Below are 14,494 nucleotides of genomic sequence, written 5' to 3'. Positions count from 1 at the left end.
AGGTAAGCATTTATGGCGCATTCTAACTTTGAGTACACAACGGGCAGGTTGCCGATCGTCATTTTTCTAAGCTTTATCATCGCCTCAGCGCTCAGTGTTTATCCGCTCAGTCCACATATAGCCTCTTTGCATCCAATGCTGATGATTATGGTACTGATTTTTTGGTTATTGTTCCAACCGCGGTATGTTGGTATTTTTACGGCATTTACTATTGGTGTGGTTATAGACTTACTCATGGATACGCGCTTAGGTCAGCACGCCTTTGCTGCCGTGATGGTCACCTTAGTCATGCAAAAGACTGGCGTGTATATTAAATCATTAACTATGGTTTCGGCATGGTTCATGGCGATACTAGGATTAGTAGCATTTCAACTCAGTCTCTGGTTATTACAGCTAATGACACAAGATTCATTTGCCATACCATCAGCCTTACCCTTACTCGTCAGTATTATCAGCTGGCCGCTGTTGTACCTAGTCTTACGCCGTTTCACTTAGTAGCTTATTTCTAGCCGTCTATCTTCTAAAATAGATGCACTAAAAAGACCTCCTATAATAAATTTACTTAGATAAGAGAATCGTAATGAACATCATATTAGCGTCTGGTTCGCCTCGTCGCCGTGAAATGCTTGCTACTGCGCAGCTAGAGTTTACTATTATGAGCGTTGATATTGATGAAACCCCATACGATGATGAAAGCCCTACAGACTATATTCAGCGTATGGTCGCTACCAAAGCGATAGCCGCTATTACCAAATTAAATGAAGAGTATAAAAACAGTCTGTCTACGCCATGCACCCTTTCTCCACCCGTTAATACGCCTTTTATAATTTTAACAGCGGACACCATAGGCGTGCTATCAGACGGTAAGACCGTTCTCGTCAAGCCCACAGATCGCAATCATGCTTATAGTATGTGGCAGCAAATGTCTGACAATACCCATCAAGTATGGACAGCGGTGCAAGCAACGCAAGTCATATTAACCCCAATAGATACCTCTAGTGATAATGACCACGTAAGCAATGCCGATACGATGGCGTTACAGATAGTTTGGCAACAGCAAATTATTGAACGTACCGATGTTACCTTTATCCCTTTAACATCGGGTATGATGGCGTCTTATTGGGACAGTGGTGAGCCTGCTGATAAAGCGGGCGGTTATGGCATCCAAGGCTTAGCTGCCGCATGGGTAACGCGTATTAATGGCAGCTATACGAATGTCGTTGGGCTACCATTATCGCAAACGCTGGCATTAATTAACCATGCTACTAAAGTTAATAATGCTATCGAACCATAAAAGGTAAGCCAAAAGCATAAAATACATAATGACACGGCAGGATAGTGGGCAGAGTTATCGTGTGTTTGCTACACTAGGCTACGATTAGATTATTAACGTCATTAGTAACGATTCATAATGATTCAATAAGCAATATGATAATAGAGAAGAGGCACTATGTCTGAAGAGCTGCTGATTAATGTCAGTCCGATGGAATCCCGTGTGGCAGTCTTGGATAATGGTGTACTGGGCGAAATTTATATTGAGCGCCACCACAAGTTGGGGTTGGTGGGTAATATATATTTGGGAACCGTCGTACGTGTGCTACCGGGGATGCAAGCTGCCTTTGTCGATATTGGGCAGTCGCGCACCGCGTTTTTACACGTTAATGATATGCAGCGTGAGCCGCGCCCACCAGTCATTAAAAAGAATAAAGTAATTGATAGTATAGATGAAGATACTCTCGTTGTGTCTAGTGCCGCTCCGGAAGTATTGCCAGTTGTGAACGCCCAAAGTACGGATATTGTTGCTACTGCCAGCAAAAGCTTGATTCAACACCGACTACACGAAAGCCAGCGTATATTGGTACAAGTTACCAAAGATCAGTTGGGCAGTAAAGGCGCGCGCCTGACCACCAATATCTCTTTACCTTCCCGCTATTTGGTCTATTTGCCTTCTAGCGACCATATTGGTATCTCTCAGCGCATTGACGGTGAGGAAGAGCGCAGCCGTCTCAAGACTGAACTGAACAGCTTAATGCAAACGGTTAACTTACAAGGTGGACTCATTGCCCGAACGGCTGCTGAGCGCGTACCAGTAGATAAGCTTGAAGAAGATATTTACTACCTCGTACAACTTTGGCGTACTATTTGTGCTCGCAGGCAGGAAATCAACCATCATAAAAGCTCACAGCTCATTTACCAAGAGCTGTCTCTACCGCTGCGTTCTATTCGTGACTTGGTTCATGGAGATACTGAAAAGGTCATTATTGATAACGCGCAAATCTACGCGCAAGTGCGCGATTTTGCTAAAGAGTTTGTGCCTTTTATTTATGATCGCATCGTGCATTATACCGCTGAGCCTGCGCTATTTGATGTGCACCGTGTCGAGGAAGATTTGCGCGATGCGCTGAAACGGCGCGTTGATTTAAAATCGGGTGGTTATCTCATCATCGACCAAACCGAAGCCATGACGACCATTGATGTTAATACGGGCTCTTTTGTTGGCGGGCGTTCTTTAGAAGACACGGTCTATAAAACCAACCTTGAAGCTACTCATGCTATCGCTCGGCAACTGCGCTTACGAAATTTGGGCGGTATTATTATTCTAGATTTTATCGATATGCTTGAACAACCGCATAAAGATGATGTATTAGAAAGTCTGCAAGTACAACTAGCACAGGACTATGCAAAGTCTAATATCACCCAAGTCAGTGAGCTGGGTTTGGTTGAAATGACCCGTAAGCGGACGCGGGAATCGCTAGGGCAGCAATTGTGTGAGCCGTGCTCGACCTGTCAAGGACGCGGTTTTGTTAAAACAGCAGAAACCGTCTGCTTTGAGATATTTCGTGAAATCATGCGCTGTGCCCGTACCTATAACTCTCCCAAGAAGTTTACCGTCGTGGCTCATGCAGCGGTGATTGACTTATTACTCACCTCAGAAGCCGATACCGTCGCTGATTTAGAATACTTACTAGGGCGGGTGATAACCTTTGAAGTCGAAAGCCTTTATACGCAAGAGCAATATGACATAGTCTTAGATTAATTTATTGTTATTAAATCATCCTGTCATCATTAAAAATTGAGTCATAAACTGTTCATTGTGGCTCAAAGATTTATAACATCTCATTACTATAAATATAAGATGAAGATAGCAGATAAATAACCCCAAAGATTGAGATGTCAGTAGTGGCGTGAATGTTAGCGTAATCAACCTCTTTATCTATATTGCTCTTGCAATCATTGAAATACTATGTATAATATTTACTACTGAATTATAAGCGCGTGGCCAAACAGCCAGCGCTATGACAGCTAGAGCATCGTTTCTGGCACTATTTCATTATGCCTTTGCTGACATCCATATAAATACGGAAGGTCTGCGGGGCTTTAAACTATTTTGCTTTTAGCACGCTATAAGTTCCAGTAAAGAACTCATTCTGGTTAAGAACAGAAGGCAGCTTGAAGTGAATCTTTAACCAAACGGCTTTTCGTCATTATATTGCACTGCAAAGATGGCAAAAGCACATATTAGGAGCTTGCTGGCATGGCTAACCAGAGAATCCGTATCCGTCTTAAGTCTTTTGATCATCGCTTAATCGATCAGTCAGCACAAGAGATTGTTGATACAGCAAAGCGCACCGGTGCGCAAGTTTGTGGTCCTGTACCGTTGCCGACTCGCATTGAGCGCTTCAACGTTCTAACTTCACCACACGTAAATAAAGACGCTCGTGACCAGTACGAAATCCGTACTCATAAGCGTATGGTTGACATCGTTCAACCTACCGACAAAACTGTGGATGCGCTAATGAAGCTTGACTTAGCGGCGGGTGTTGACGTTCAAATTGCTTTGGGTTAATGCACATAAACACCCAACCCATTAATATAAGATATAAAGAGGTCTAAAATGGCGATCGGTTTAGTCGGTAAAAAATGCGGCATGACCCGTGTCTTCACTGAAGCAGGCGCATCTATCCCTGTAACAGTGGTTGAGATCAGTGCTAACCGCATTACTCAAGTAAAAAATACTGATGTAGATGGCTATCAAGCCATCCAAGTTACCACAGGTACTCGTCGTGACAGCCGCGTAACAGCAGCTCAAAAAGGTCACTTCGCTAAAGCCGGCGTTGCCGCTGGTCGTGGTGTTTGGGAATTTCGTGCCAATGATAGCGATCTTGAAGGTCGTGAAATTGGTGGTGAGATCCTAGCTGACTTGTTCGAACAAGGTCAGATGGTTGATGTCACAGGAAACAGTAAAGGTAAAGGCTTTCAAGGCGGCGTAAAGCGTCACAACTTTAGCATGCAAGATGCCACCCATGGTAACTCAGTATCTCACCGTGCCATTGGTTCAACTGGTCAAAACCAGTCACCAGGTAAAGTCTTCAAAGGCAAAAAAATGCCAGGTCAGATGGGTAACAAACGCGTTACCGTTCAAGGCCTAGAAGTGATATCGGTTGATGTTGAAAAAGGGTTACTTGTCATCAAGGGTGCTATCCCTGGTGCCACCGGTGGCGATGTCATCGTACGTCCGTCAGTCAAAGCCTAAGCAAGGGGATTAACGTGGATTTAAAAACAGTTACAGGAGCGGCAGTTGAGCTTTCTGATACGGCTTTCGGTCGTGAATTCAACGAAGCGCTAGTGCATCAGGTTGTCACCGCATATCTTGCTGGTGGTCGCCAAGGTACTCGTGCGCAAAAAACCCGTGCCGAAGTTTCTGGCGGTGGCATTAAGCCATGGCGCCAAAAAGGTACTGGTCGCGCTCGTGCAGGCTCTATTCGTAGCCCAATCTGGCGTGGGGGCGGACGTGCATTTGCTGCCAAACCACAAGACTGGTCACAGAAAGTTAACCGTAAAATGTATCGCGGTGCTATGCAGTGTATTCTAGCCGAATTGATTCGCCAAGAGCGTCTGATTTTGGTTGAAGAATTGACTATTTCTGCACCTAAGACTAAAGAGCTGATTGCCAAGTTAAGTGAATTGAATGCACCACGTGCATTAATCATCACCAAAGAAGTTGATGAAAATTTATACTTAGCTGCACGCAACATTCCACATGTCAATGTACTTGATACAAGTGAAGTGGATCCAGTGAGCTTGATTGCTTTTGATAAAGTAATCATGTCAGTTGAAGCTGCGAAACAATTTGAGGAAGCACTAGCATGAACAACGCAAGACTTTATCAGGTCTTAAGAGGACCTGTATTCTCAGAAAAATCTCAAATGCTTGGTGATTCACTTGGCGTGCAGGTATTTAAAATTGACTCTAAAGCGACTAAGCTTGAAGTCAAAAAAGCAGTTGAGCTAATGTTTGAAGGTGTTGAAGTTTTAAAAGTAAACACTTTGAATGTTAAAGGTAAGACAAAGCGTTTTGGTAAAAACATCGGTCGTCGTAATGACTATAAAAAAGCCTATGTCACCTTAAAAGCTGGTCACGATGTACAAATGGCTGATGCTGGTGAAGAGGTCGCGAATACGACTGCTTCTACTAGTGAAACAGCGAACAACGAATAAGGATAACACTCATGCCTATCGTAAAAGCAAAGCCAACATCACCAGGCCGTCGTTTTGTTGAAAAAGTAGTGCATCCGCACCTATATAAAGGTCGTCCGTTTGCAGCGCTTCTAGAATCAAAAAGCAAGACCGGTGGTCGTAACAATAATGGTCGCATTACTACTCGTCATATTGGCGGTGGTCATAAGCAACATTATCGTATTATTGACTTCAAACGTACGAAAGACAATATTCCAGCAACGGTAGAGCGTATCGAATACGATCCTAACCGTACTGCGCATATTGCCTTACTTAAGTACGCTGATGGCGAACGTCGTTATATTATTGCTGCTAAAAAGCAAGCAGTTGGCGATACCGTAATGTCAGGTGAAGCATCACCGATTCGTCCAGGTAACTGTTTACCGCTTAAAAATATCCCATTGGGTACTGTGATTCACAATATCGAGCTTAAAATCGGTAAAGGTGCACAGATGGCTCGCGCAGCGGGTGCAAGCGTTCAACTACTAGGTCGTGACGGTATTTATGCGATTCTTCGTCTACGTTCAGGTGAAACTCGCCGTGTACACGTTAATTGCCGTGCCGTTATTGGTGAAGTTTCTAACACAGAAAACAACTTGAAATCACTTGGTAAAGCTGGTGCTTCACGTTGGCGCGGTATTCGTCCTTCCGTTCGCGGTGTGGCGATGAACCCTGTTGATCACCCACATGGTGGTGGTGAAGGTCGTAATAAAGGTCGCCATCCAACCAGCCCTTGGGGTCAGAAGTCTAAAGGACTTAAAACGCGTCATAACAAGCGTACTGACAGTATGATCATCCGTCGTGCCAAGAAGAAATAAAGGAAGAACTTCATGCCTCGTTCATTGAAAAAAGGTCCATTCATAGACGCGCACTTGTTTGCTAAAGTTGAGAATGCATTAGAAACCAACTCACGCAAACCCATTAAAACTTGGTCGCGCCGCTCGATGATTCTGCCACAAATGGTTGGCCTAACTTTATCTGTTCACAATGGCCGTACTCACGTACCGGTTATCGTAAGCGAACAGATGGTTGGTCATAAACTAGGTGAATTTGCCCCGACTCGTACATATCGTGGTCATGGCATTGACAGAAAAGCTAAGAGATAAGGTGCTCACCATGGAAGTAACTGCAAAATTACGCGGTGCCGCCATTTCGGCACAAAAAGTTCGACTCGTTGCTGATGAAGTTCGTGGCAAATCTATTGAGCGTGCTTTGGATATCCTGACGTATAGCAACAAAAAAGGTGCTGTCTTTGTTAAGAAATGTCTTAACTCAGCCATCGCTAATGCCGAACATAATCACGGCTTAGATATTGACGGCTTAAAAGTCGCTACTATTTATGTTGATGAAGGCATTACGCTAAAGCGTATCCTACCACGTGCTAAAGGTCGTGCTGACCGTATCAGCAAGCGTACCTGTCACATCACTATAAAGGTAGGAGAATAAGCTATGGGTCAAAAAGTACATCCAATCGGAATTCGCCTTGGTGTTGTCAAGAAGCATAACGCAAACTGGTATGCTAGCCCTAAACAATACTCAGAATACCTGATCAATGATATACAAGTACGCGAATATCTACGTAAGAAGCTAGATAGCGCTATGATTAGTAATATCATGATTGAGCGTCCTACTGGTGCTGCTAAGATTACCATCGCCACTGCGCGTCCTGGTATTGTTATCGGTAAAAAAGGCGAAGATATTGAAAGACTTCAAAAAGAATTGACCAAAATGATGGGCGTACCAGCTCAGGTCAACATTGAAGAAATCACGTCTCCTGACCTTGATGCTCGTCTGGTAGCAGACGGTATCGGTAGCCAGCTTGAACGCCGTGTTATGTTCCGTCGTGCTATGAAGCGCGCCGTACAAAACAGTATGCGTTCTGGTGCTAAAGGTATTAAAGTTGAGTTGTCTGGCCGTCTTGGCGGTGCTGAGATTGCTCGTACTGAATGGTATCGTGAAGGTCGTGTGCCACTGCATACGCTACGCGCCGATATTGACTATGCGTCAGTACGTGCGGAAACCACTTACGGCACTATTGGTGTAAAAGTTTGGATTTTCCGTGGCGAAATCCTTGACGGTATGAACAGTGTATACAATCCCGTCAAAGAAGAGCAGACTCGTGCGCCAAAACGCCGTGGTCGTGGTGGAAACCGTCGAAACTCAGACAGAGGTTAAACTATGTTACAGCCAAAACGTACCAAGTTTCGTAAAATGCACAAAGGTCGTAACACTGGGCTTGCTCATCGTGGAAGCACCGTTGCATTTGGACAATTTGGTCTAAAATCTTTGACTCGCGGTCGTATGACAGCGCGTCAAATCGAAGCCGCACGTCGTACCATTACTCGTAAAATTAAGCGTGGTGGTAAAATTTGGATTCGTGTCTTCCCAGATAAGCCTATTTCTAATAAACCATTAGAAGTACGTATGGGTAAAGGTAAAGGTCCTGTAGAATATTGGGTATGCGAAATCAAACCTGGTAAAATGCTATATGAACTTGAAGGGATCTCAGAAGAGCTCGCTCGCGAAGCATTAACGCTTGCAGCAGCAAAGCTTCCCTTTAAAACTACCATTGTTAAGCGGACGATAATGTAATGAAGATCAGTGAATTACGTGATAAATCATTAGAAGAACTGACTCAGTTACTTGATGAAAAGCAACTTGATGCTTTCCGTATTCGTATGGCTAAAGCAACTGGTCAGTTGGGGAATACCCATGAAGTTCGAGTTAATCGTCGTGCGATTGCTCAGCTTCAGACTTTGATTAACGAGAAACAACGAGGCGACTCATGAGCGATAACAATCAAGCAACCACAAATGCTAGCGTTCTAACAGGACGAGTTGTCAGCGACAAGATGGACAAGTCCATCACGGTTTTGATTGAGCGTCTGGTTCGCCATCCTTTATATGGTAAACAGCTTCGTCGTTCTACGAAAATCAAAGCTCATGATGAAAACAATGTTTGCCAACAAGGCGATCTTGTACGCATCAAAGAAACACGTCCAATCTCAAAAACTAAAGCATGGACTTTAGTAGATGTGGTTGAAAAAGTAGAAAAAATCTAAGTAAATTGCATTAAAAGCCAGAAGCTGTTAAAATGTCCGCCTTTTTAAGGATGCTGATTGCGCCGAGCGTATATCACTCATATTAAGAGTAAGCTGCGGTTATTTACATTAAATGCCGTCTACTCATAGTGTGCTAGCGGCAGCAACTGGTTTTTATTGCTCATACGTGCGGAGTAACGCTATGATTCAGGTCGAGTCAATGCTGGAAGTTGCAGACAATAGCGGTGCAAGACGAGTTCAGTGCATTAAAGTACTGGGTGGCTCTCATCGTCGTTATGCATCAGTCGGCGATATCATTAAAGTAACGGTTAAAGAAGCTATTCCTCGCGGTCGTGTTAAAAAAGGCGACGTGATGAATGCAGTAGTTGTACGTACCAAAAAAGGCGTTCGTCGCCCTGACGGTTCTGTGCTACGTTTTGATGACAATGCTGCGGTATTGTTAAATCAAAATAAAGCACCGATTGCAACTCGTATTTTTGGACCGGTAACTCGTGAACTACGTGGTGATCAGTTTATGAAAATTGTATCCCTAGCACCAGAAGTATTGTGAGGTAATCCATGTCAAAATTACGTAAAGGCGATACAGTTATCGTGATTGCTGGTAAAGACAAAGGCAAGCAAGGTACTGTTCAAGCTGTAAAAAATGATCGTATTAAAGTTGAAGGCATTAATATTGTTACTAAACATCAGAAGCCAAATCAGGCAACTGGCGTTGAAGGTGGCATTCTTAAGCAAGAAGCTTTTCTACATATCTCAAATGTCGCAATTCTAAATGCGCAAACCCAAAAAGCAGACCGTATTACTTATCAATTCGGCGAAGACGGCAAGAAACAACGCGTCTATCGTTCGAACGGTGAAGTAGTGGCGACTGCGTAAGACACTAAGGGTGTAATGGTAATGGCAAGATTAAAAGCTTTATATAACAACGAACTAAAGCAGAAGATTAAAGAAGAGCTTGGTTTAGACAATGTGATGCAAGTGCCTAAAATCACTAAAATCACATTAAATATGGGTGTTGGCGGCGCGTCTCAAGACAAGAAATTGCTTGAAGGTGCAGTAGCTGATATGACCGCTATTGCTGGTCAAAAACCTGTCGTCACCAAAGCGCGTAAATCAATTGCTGGCTTTAAGATTCGTGAAGAATGGCCAATTGGTTGCAAAGTAACGCTACGCGGTGAGCAAATGTACGAATTTTTAGATCGTCTCATTGCCGTTGCAATTCCTCGTGTTCGTGACTTCCGTGGTTTTTCACCTAAAGCCTTTGACGGTCGTGGTAACTACTCATTGGGTATCAAAGAACAAATTGTATTCCCAGAAGTAGACTTTGACAAGATTGATCGTATTCGTGGTATGGATGTGACAATCACCACGTCGGCTGCTACTGATGATGAAGGTCGTGCTTTGCTTAAAGCATTCGGCTTCCCATTTAAATAAGGTAAAGACGTTATGGCAAAAAAGAGCATGATTAACCGCGAATTGAAGCGCGAAAAAGAAGTCGCTAAATACGCTGATAAGCGTACGAAGCTAAAAGAAACTATCAGTGATATGAATGCAAGTGACGAAGTGCGTATGGACGCGATGTTAGAGCTACAAGCTTTACCACGCAACTCATCGCCAGTACGTCTGCGCAATCGTTGTGCTATCACAGGTCGTCCTCATGGCTACTTCCGTAAGTTTGGCTTATCACGTAATATGTTGCGTGAACGAGTCATGCAAGGCGATGTGCCTGGTGTTCGTAAAGCAAGCTGGTAAGGAGTAACTACATGAGTATGCAAGATACTGTTGGGGATATGCTAACCCGTATTCGTAACGCACAAATGGCTAATAAAGTTTCTGTAGCTATGCCAAGCTCAAAATTACGTAAATCTATTGCTGACCTATTGGTTAGTGAAGGTTATGTAGCTAGCGCTGTTGTTAATGCAGAAGAAAATAATAAAGCAACTTTATCTATCGAATTAAAATACTTCGAAGGTAAAGCTGTTATCGAAACTATCCAACGTTTTAGCCGTCCTGGTTTACGCCAGCATCGCGGTAAAGACGCTATCCCTACTGTTAAACAGGGTATGGGTGTTGCTATCGTATCTACTAGCCAAGGCATCATGAGTGATCGTGCTGCTCGTGCTGCTGGTATCGGTGGTGAAGTCGTTGCATTTGTAGCGTAAGCTGCTCAACGATAAAGTCTATTTGACGTTAGTTAGACGTCTAGCAATCTAATAATGATGAATTATTTAACATTGGTAGGTGTCTAACACGGTCAACTATGCTAAACTAACACGCTTTTTAGCCTGTTAGTTTTTTCGCTATTATTTATTGCTAACAGAAGTTGTTAATTTTTTAAGGAATACTCCTATGTCTCGTGTGGCTAAAGCCCCAGTGACGCTGCCAAACGGCGTAAGCGTTACTTTGAACGATCGGCAGGTCGAAGTGAAAGGCAAGAATGGTAATTTGTCTTTACGCCTGCATGATTTGGTCGAGCTGAAACAGGAAGATGATGTTGTTACTCTCTCACCTACAGTCGATTCAAAAGAAGCCATGATGCATACTGGCACCATCCGCGCTCTATTAAACAATTATGTTATAGGCGTAACCGAAGGCTTTGAAAGACGTCTTCAATTGATTGGTGTTGGTTATCGCGCGCAAGCGACTGGTAATAAAGTAACCTTAAACGTAGGTTACTCACATCCAGTAGAATATACACTACCTGAAGGTGTATCAGCTGAAACCCCAACGCAAACTGAAATCGTTTTAAAATCAAACGATAAACAGCAGCTTGGTCAAGCAGCGGCTAAAATCCGTGGTTTCCGCCCACCAGAGCCTTATAAAGGTAAAGGTATTCGCTATAGCGACGAACATGTGATTCGTAAAGAAGCTAAGAAAAAATAAGGTGAGTTGAAATGTTTGATAAAAAAGCAGCTCGTCTGCGTCGAGCTAAGAAAACCCGCGCGCATATCCGTTTTTTAGGCGTTTATCGTCTAACGGTTAATCGTACGCCAAAACATATTTATGCCCAGATTATCTCTCCGAACGGTGGTGAAGTGATTGCTCAGGCATCTACCTTAGACGGCAGCTTGCGCTCAGGTGCGACTGGTAATGCTGATGCAGCAACGTCTGTAGGCCAACTAATCGCAGAACGCGCAAAAGCAGCTGGCATTACTAAAGTTGCCTTTGACCGTAGTGGTTTTAAATATCATGGTCGAGTAAAAGCTTTAGCTGAAGCAGCTCGCGAAAACGGATTGGAGTTTTAATCATGGCTAGAAATGATAAAAATGATAAAAATGAACAGACTGACGGTCTAGTAGAACGCTTAGTTACCGTTGATCGCGTTGCAAAAGTTGTTAAAGGTGGTCGTATTTTCTCTTTCACTGCGTTGACCGTAGTGGGCGATGGCAATGGTCGTGTTGGTTTTGGTCGCGGTAAAGCACGTGAAGTGCCAGCTGCTATCCAAAAAGCACTAGAAGCTGCCAAACGTAATATGATTACTGTTGAGCTCAATGATGCAACTTTGCATCATCCAATCAAAGCACGTCATGGTGCTAGTAAAGTTTATATGCAACCTGCATCTGAAGGTACTGGCGTAATCGCTGGTGGCGCAATGCGTGCTGTATTAGAAGTTGCTGGTGTCAAAGATGTTTTGACTAAATGTTATGGTTCTACCAACACTGCTAACGTGGTTCGTGCTACGTTTAACGGTTTACGTGATATGTCAACTCCAGAAAAGATGGCAGCGAAACGTGGTAAATCTGTAGACGAAATTTTGGGCTAACTTAGACTAGGTGAGTTACAATGAAAACAATGAAAGTCACTCAATTGAAATCAGGTGCCCATCGCCTCAAGAGCCACAAAGCTAGCTTGAAAGGATTGGGTTTACGCCGAATTAATCATTCAGTTGTAGTTGAAGATACTCCTTCAACTCGTGGCATGGTCAATCGCGTTAACTACTTGGTAAAAGTGGAGGAAGCGTAATGGGACTTAGATTAAATGAATTATCACCAGGTGTTGGCGCGAAAAAAACTGCCCAACGTCGTGGTCGCGGTATCGGTTCAGGCCTTGGCAAAACCGGTGGTCGTGGTGTGAAAGGTCAAAAATCACGTTCAGGCTCTAGCATTCGTGCAGGATTTGAAGGTGGTCAAACGCCATTATATCGCCGTCTACCAAAATTTGGTTTTACCAGTAAAATGGCAATGACGACTGCAGAAGTTCGTCTGTCTGAACTGAATAAAGTTGAAGGTGATGTAATTAGCGTTGCAACATTAAAAACTGCTAACATTATTCGCCATGATATGAAGCGTGCCCGCATCATCTTGTCAGGTGATGTCACTAAAGCTTATACCTTCCAAGGTGTAAAAGTGACTAAAGGCGCCAAGCAAGCAATCGAAGCTGCTGGTGGTAGCATCGAGGAGTAGGAACGTGTCAAAACAATCAATGTCATCGGCTGGTATTCCGCTCAATCCTTTTGCTTTCATACGCAAGTATGATGAGCTCTGGACACGTTTACTATTTTTAATCGGCGCATTGATTGTCTATCGTTTAGGTTCTCATATTCCAGTACCTGGTATTAACCCCGTTAATTTGGCAGATTTATTCTCACGCAACGAAAATACCATCCTAAGCATGTTTAACATGTTTTCTGGTGGGGCGCTTGAGCGTATGTCTATCATGGCGCTTGGTATCATGCCGTATATTTCAGCATCGATTATTGTACAGATGATGTCAGCGGTATTACCATCGCTTGAAGCTCTCAAGAAAGAGGGTGAAGCGGGGCGGCGTAAGCTCAATAAGTATACTCGTCAGGGAACACTAGCCTTAGCGCTTGTGCAGTCATTAGGAATGTGTGCTGGACTGATCAGTCAGAATCTGACCTTATCGTCTGGTCTTACTTTCTATATCCCTGCAGTGACGTCATTGGTAGCTGGTGCTATGTTCTTAATGTGGCTAGGTGAGCAAATTACAGAGCGTGGCGTCGGTAACGGTATCTCGATGCTGATTTTTGCCAGTATTGTTGCTGGTATGCCAGGCATGATTTCGCAATCTATCGAACAAGTCAATCAAGGTCAAATGAACTTGATTGTGCTCTTTATCTTTGTGGTATTAGGCGTAGCCGTAACCGCTGGTATTGTTTATATTGAACGAGCCCAGCGCCGTGTCCCTGTAAACTATGCTCAAAAGCAGCAGCAAGGTCGCAAAATTTATGCTCAGCAGCAGTCACATCTGCCACTGAAAATTAATATGGCAGGCGTAATCCCTGCTATTTTTGCCAGTTCGCTATTGTTGTTTCCAGCAAGTCTCGGACAATGGGTTGGGCAGTCTACAGATCCTACTGTTACGCAAAAAATACTACAAAATATGGCTTTAGTATTGTCGCCAGGGCAACCGCTATATTTAGTATTGTTTGGCGCGATGATTATTTTCTTTTGCTATTTTTATACCGCACTGGTCTTTAGTCCTCGTGAAGTTGCAGAGAACCTTAAACGTAGTGGGGCGTATATTCCAGGTATTCGCCCAGGACAACAAACTCAGCGCTATCTTGATCATGTATTGAACCGTCTGACGTTTATCGGTGCGATATACATGACAGTTATTTGTTTGATGCCGATGATTATCCAATCATCGTTTGGTGTACCGTTTCACCTTGGTGGTACGTCTCTACTAATTATGGTTGTGGTTGTAATGGACTTCATCTCGCAAATTCAAGCGCATTTGATGACCCATCAATATCATGATCAGACGTTAATTCAATCGCCTACTCAACCTTAAATGAGTGGTACGATATCTCAAAGGAGTATGCTATGAAAGTTCAAGCATCAGTTAAGAAAATTTGTGGTAGCTGTAAAGTTGTACGCCGTAAAGGCCGTGTGCATATTATTTGCACAGCAGAACCTCGCCACAAGCAACGTCAAGGTTAATAATTTAAGCAAGT

Annotated in this window: 26 protein-coding genes; all 26 read left to right on the top strand. The window is 43.5% G+C overall.

Annotation, left to right across the window (positions count from 1 at the left end; translation table 11 throughout):
* Positions 1-12: 12 nt before the first annotated feature.
* The 26 genes from mreD (at position 13) to rpmJ (ending at position 14,480) form a co-directional block, all read left to right on the top strand.
* Positions 13-495, top strand: a complete 483-nt coding sequence (mreD, locus tag AOC03_RS03860) for a rod shape-determining protein MreD (protein ID WP_062533680.1) — start codon at positions 13-15, stop codon at positions 493-495.
* 85 nt (positions 496-580) lie between these two features.
* Positions 581-1,294: a Maf family protein gene (locus AOC03_RS03855; RefSeq protein ID WP_062533679.1), complete on the top strand. Its 714-nt coding sequence runs from the start codon at positions 581-583 to the stop codon at positions 1,292-1,294.
* A gap of 156 nt (positions 1,295-1,450) precedes the next feature.
* Entirely contained in the window at positions 1,451-3,037 is a 1,587-nt protein-coding gene (locus AOC03_RS03850) for an Rne/Rng family ribonuclease (protein WP_062533678.1), read from the top strand.
* 498 nt (positions 3,038-3,535) lie between these two features.
* Positions 3,536-3,847 carry a 30S ribosomal protein S10 gene (gene rpsJ / locus AOC03_RS03845; protein WP_010196670.1) on the top strand — a complete coding sequence of 104 codons (312 nt, stop codon included), beginning with the start codon at positions 3,536-3,538 and terminating at the stop codon, positions 3,845-3,847.
* Between the two features lie 48 nt (positions 3,848-3,895).
* Complete coding sequence (gene rplC / locus AOC03_RS03840) at positions 3,896-4,534, top strand: 50S ribosomal protein L3 (RefSeq protein ID WP_062533677.1); 639 nt, start codon at positions 3,896-3,898, stop codon at positions 4,532-4,534.
* Positions 4,535-4,548: 14 nt separating this feature from the next.
* Positions 4,549-5,151, top strand: coding sequence for a 50S ribosomal protein L4 (gene rplD, locus AOC03_RS03835; RefSeq protein WP_062533676.1), 603 nt, complete (start codon positions 4,549-4,551; stop codon positions 5,149-5,151).
* Positions 5,148-5,498 carry a 50S ribosomal protein L23 gene (rplW, locus tag AOC03_RS03830; RefSeq protein ID WP_062533675.1) on the top strand — a complete coding sequence of 117 codons (351 nt, stop codon included), beginning with the start codon at positions 5,148-5,150 and terminating at the stop codon, positions 5,496-5,498. The genes rplD and rplW overlap by 4 nt, the downstream gene beginning before the upstream one ends.
* An 11-nt stretch (positions 5,499-5,509) precedes the next feature.
* Positions 5,510-6,334, top strand: a complete 825-nt coding sequence (rplB, locus tag AOC03_RS03825) for a 50S ribosomal protein L2 (protein ID WP_062533674.1) — start codon at positions 5,510-5,512, stop codon at positions 6,332-6,334.
* Positions 6,335-6,346: 12 nt separating this feature from the next.
* Positions 6,347-6,622, top strand: coding sequence for a 30S ribosomal protein S19 (rpsS, locus tag AOC03_RS03820; RefSeq protein ID WP_062533673.1), 276 nt, complete (start codon positions 6,347-6,349; stop codon positions 6,620-6,622).
* 10 nt (positions 6,623-6,632) lie between these two features.
* Entirely contained in the window at positions 6,633-6,962 is a 330-nt protein-coding gene (rplV, locus tag AOC03_RS03815; RefSeq protein WP_062533672.1) for a 50S ribosomal protein L22, read from the top strand.
* 3 nt (positions 6,963-6,965) lie between these two features.
* Positions 6,966-7,691: a 30S ribosomal protein S3 gene (gene rpsC / locus AOC03_RS03810; RefSeq protein ID WP_062533671.1), complete on the top strand. Its 726-nt coding sequence runs from the start codon at positions 6,966-6,968 to the stop codon at positions 7,689-7,691.
* A 3-nt stretch (positions 7,692-7,694) separates the two neighbouring features.
* The gene (gene rplP, locus AOC03_RS03805) at positions 7,695-8,108 is read left to right on the top strand and encodes a 50S ribosomal protein L16 (protein WP_062533670.1); all 414 of its coding nucleotides are present in this window, start codon (positions 7,695-7,697) and stop codon (positions 8,106-8,108) included.
* Entirely contained in the window at positions 8,108-8,305 is a 198-nt protein-coding gene (rpmC, locus tag AOC03_RS03800; protein ID WP_011279794.1) for a 50S ribosomal protein L29, read from the top strand. Before rplP ends, rpmC begins: the two co-directional genes overlap by 1 nt.
* Positions 8,302-8,577 (top strand): 30S ribosomal protein S17, encoded by a 276-nt coding sequence (gene rpsQ, locus AOC03_RS03795; protein ID WP_062533669.1) that lies wholly within the window; start codon positions 8,302-8,304, stop codon positions 8,575-8,577. Before rpmC ends, rpsQ begins: the two co-directional genes overlap by 4 nt.
* A gap of 181 nt (positions 8,578-8,758) precedes the next feature.
* A complete protein-coding gene (gene rplN / locus AOC03_RS03790) occupies positions 8,759-9,127 on the top strand; it encodes a 50S ribosomal protein L14 (RefSeq protein WP_010196702.1) in 369 nt (122 codons plus the stop codon).
* Between the two features lie 8 nt (positions 9,128-9,135).
* Entirely contained in the window at positions 9,136-9,453 is a 318-nt protein-coding gene (rplX, locus tag AOC03_RS03785; protein ID WP_011279796.1) for a 50S ribosomal protein L24, read from the top strand.
* Between the two features lie 21 nt (positions 9,454-9,474).
* Positions 9,475-10,011, top strand: coding sequence for a 50S ribosomal protein L5 (rplE, locus tag AOC03_RS03780; RefSeq protein WP_062533668.1), 537 nt, complete (start codon positions 9,475-9,477; stop codon positions 10,009-10,011).
* A gap of 12 nt (positions 10,012-10,023) precedes the next feature.
* Positions 10,024-10,329: a 30S ribosomal protein S14 gene (gene rpsN / locus AOC03_RS03775; protein ID WP_062533667.1), complete on the top strand. Its 306-nt coding sequence runs from the start codon at positions 10,024-10,026 to the stop codon at positions 10,327-10,329.
* An 11-nt stretch (positions 10,330-10,340) separates the two neighbouring features.
* Complete coding sequence (gene rpsH, locus AOC03_RS03770) at positions 10,341-10,739, top strand: 30S ribosomal protein S8 (protein ID WP_062533666.1); 399 nt, start codon at positions 10,341-10,343, stop codon at positions 10,737-10,739.
* A gap of 187 nt (positions 10,740-10,926) precedes the next feature.
* On the top strand, positions 10,927-11,460 hold the full coding sequence (rplF, locus tag AOC03_RS03765; RefSeq protein ID WP_062533665.1) for a 50S ribosomal protein L6: 534 nt from the start codon (positions 10,927-10,929) through the stop codon (positions 11,458-11,460).
* A gap of 11 nt (positions 11,461-11,471) precedes the next feature.
* Positions 11,472-11,822 carry a 50S ribosomal protein L18 gene (gene rplR / locus AOC03_RS03760; protein ID WP_062533664.1) on the top strand — a complete coding sequence of 117 codons (351 nt, stop codon included), beginning with the start codon at positions 11,472-11,474 and terminating at the stop codon, positions 11,820-11,822.
* A 2-nt stretch (positions 11,823-11,824) separates the two neighbouring features.
* Entirely contained in the window at positions 11,825-12,340 is a 516-nt protein-coding gene (gene rpsE, locus AOC03_RS03755; RefSeq protein ID WP_057758716.1) for a 30S ribosomal protein S5, read from the top strand.
* A 20-nt stretch (positions 12,341-12,360) separates the two neighbouring features.
* Positions 12,361-12,540 carry a 50S ribosomal protein L30 gene (rpmD, locus tag AOC03_RS03750; protein WP_062533663.1) on the top strand — a complete coding sequence of 60 codons (180 nt, stop codon included), beginning with the start codon at positions 12,361-12,363 and terminating at the stop codon, positions 12,538-12,540.
* Positions 12,540-12,980 carry a 50S ribosomal protein L15 gene (gene rplO, locus AOC03_RS03745; protein ID WP_062533662.1) on the top strand — a complete coding sequence of 147 codons (441 nt, stop codon included), beginning with the start codon at positions 12,540-12,542 and terminating at the stop codon, positions 12,978-12,980. Before rpmD ends, rplO begins: the two co-directional genes overlap by 1 nt.
* 19 nt (positions 12,981-12,999) lie before the next feature.
* Complete coding sequence (gene secY, locus AOC03_RS03740) at positions 13,000-14,331, top strand: preprotein translocase subunit SecY (protein WP_204247942.1); 1,332 nt, start codon at positions 13,000-13,002, stop codon at positions 14,329-14,331.
* A gap of 32 nt (positions 14,332-14,363) precedes the next feature.
* Entirely contained in the window at positions 14,364-14,480 is a 117-nt protein-coding gene (rpmJ, locus tag AOC03_RS03735; protein WP_010196721.1) for a 50S ribosomal protein L36, read from the top strand.
* The last annotated feature ends 14 nt before the right edge of the window (positions 14,481-14,494 follow it).

This window comes from Psychrobacter urativorans (assembly GCF_001298525.1).
GTDB lineage: Bacteria > Pseudomonadota > Gammaproteobacteria > Pseudomonadales > Moraxellaceae > Psychrobacter > Psychrobacter urativorans_A.
The sequence above is the reverse complement of the archived record's forward strand: the minus strand, read 5'-3'. Positions and strand labels throughout refer to the sequence as shown.